A 2,021-nucleotide genomic window follows, 5' to 3' on the forward strand; every position below is an offset into this window, starting at 1 on the left:
TAGCCCGTCCGTAAAGGGAACGCCTGCGGCGTCCGAGGCGATCACGGTGGCGAAGGCATTGAAGGTCGAGCCCAGGGTTCCGATCCCGCAGCCGAGCAGGATCACCGAGACGCCGGTAAGGGTATCGTAGCCGGCTCGCAGGAACACGGGCAGCACGATCGAATAGAACGCCAGGCTCTCCTCCGCCATGCCGTAGCTGGTGCCGCCTGCCGCAAACGCGGTCATCAGGATCGGGATCATCCAGATCTCACGGCCCTTGAGCGCTTTCAGGAGCCCGCCGATGCCGGCGTCAATCGCACCGGTCCTGGTAACCACCGCGAGGAAGCCGCCGATGACCAGCACGAAAACCGCGACGTCGATGGCGTTCGCCATGCCTGTGGCGGGGTCGTAGAGCCCGGCGATCGGCGCCATCAGCACCGCGAGCGGGCCCTGCGGGCTTGGTTCGACCTCGACGAATGTGCCGGGCACCGGCGCGTCGCGCCCCAGCGCTGTGCTGAACGCGCGTTTGTACTGGCCTGCCGGAATGACCCAGGTCAGCACGGCGACCACGACGATCAATGCGAATAGTATGGTGAAGGCAGTCGGGAATTTATTCATCGCTGCACCTTTTCCGCGGCGTGCATCCCTCCAGCGCCCCGACCAAGCCGCCGCGGCGCGCCGTTTCTATCCGTCGATTCCGCTCCGCCTACGTCCCCGCTTCCATCGAACGTCGGCCGATCTCACTCCCGAGATTGGCCATCACCACGCGGTGATCAGAGTTTCCGGGCGCGGGGCCGCCTCAAGTCGCGCCGCCTTGCCGCGATCATGCGGGCTCGGTTCTCATGACAAACGATCGGCGGTAAAGTTTCACCCTGCTGTCTGGATGGGCGCAAATGATCCCAAAGATGAAAGGCCGCTCCGGCGCCCTCTCTGTTGGCCGGCTCCACAATCCCAACACCTGAGTGCGGCGATTTCATCGCAATCGCGTAATGGTGAGGTGAGAACTCCTGTAAAATGCTGGAGCATGTCTTCAACCCTCTTAAAGAATCGCTCGGATCGTCAAGTCTAGGAGGGGTATGTGGAAGCATTATGCAGAAAATTAAGAATTCGGCAACCTCAAGATAGAACTGCGCTTACCTAGTTTGGCCAGACACCAAGGCGGTTTCGGCTCAAGCTGCCGTGATCCGATCAAAAGGGACAGCGCCGGCGAGCACTCGTCGCCTCCTTCATCAATATCCATGTCTTTGTAAAACAACTGTTTTTGGAAATGCCATGCACCGCCTTCCGGGCTGCCGCACGTCTGGGGCAGCTAATGCTGAACAGAGGGCCAATTGGCGGTGAGCGGATTTTTGCTGGAGAGCGGCCAATAAGATCGCCAAGAGCGGTTCGCCGGCCATCCGACAATCCCGAACCTGGTCTTGCCCCATTACGCCGTCTGGATGCCGCCCTTGGCCATCGGCGGCACGGTTGTATCCTCAGCATTCGGCGTCGGGCCGCTTAAAACCACAGGCCGGAGAGGTGGAAGCGCGGTTTCATTGGCTGGGCCGCGCCTGAAGGCAGGCGCATCGTCGCGGGATCAGGCTCGCCTTCATTCGGCCACGGGTTTAGGGCGCGAAGGCGGGCGACGCGGTTTTTGGTGGGCGGATGCGTCCGAAGCAGCGAGGGGTCGGGGATGCGGCGGCCGGGGAGGACCATTTCTTCCCAGAAGCGCCCGGTGACGCGTTCCAGCTTCAACAGCGCCGCGGCCAGGCCCGCGGGGTCGCTCGTCAACTCCGCCCCCGCGCGGTCGGCGTCGTATTCTCGCTGGCGCGACAGCGCGAGTTGCAACAGCGCCATGATCGTCGGCGAGAAGGCGAGTATCAGCGGCAGCGCCCAGGGGATCGTCGCCACGCCCGCAAGCAGCAGCGGCAGGTTGATCAGCAGCAGCATCTGCCCCACCAAGCTGGCCAGTGACACCGCGCGCGACATCGCGTCGGCCAGCCCCATCAGCCACAGGTCGCGGTGCAAGACATGGGCCACCTCATGCGCCAGAACCCCGGCCA

Annotated in this window: 1 protein-coding gene and 1 pseudogene; both read right to left on the minus strand. The window is 63.2% G+C overall.

Features of this window, described 5'->3' with window-relative positions; genetic code table 11:
- Positions 1-597 (minus strand): annotated as a pseudogene (locus C5F48_RS23390) (YfcC family protein); the annotation flags it as partial.
- Positions 598-1,476: 879 nt separating this feature from the next.
- Positions 1,477-2,021, minus strand: a 545-nt coding sequence (locus C5F48_RS23395) for a M48 family metalloprotease (RefSeq protein WP_146170743.1), incomplete at its 5' end; no start/stop codon positions are given.

It is taken from the genome of Cereibacter changlensis JA139 (assembly GCF_003034985.1).
Lineage (GTDB): Bacteria > Pseudomonadota > Alphaproteobacteria > Rhodobacterales > Rhodobacteraceae > Cereibacter > Cereibacter changlensis.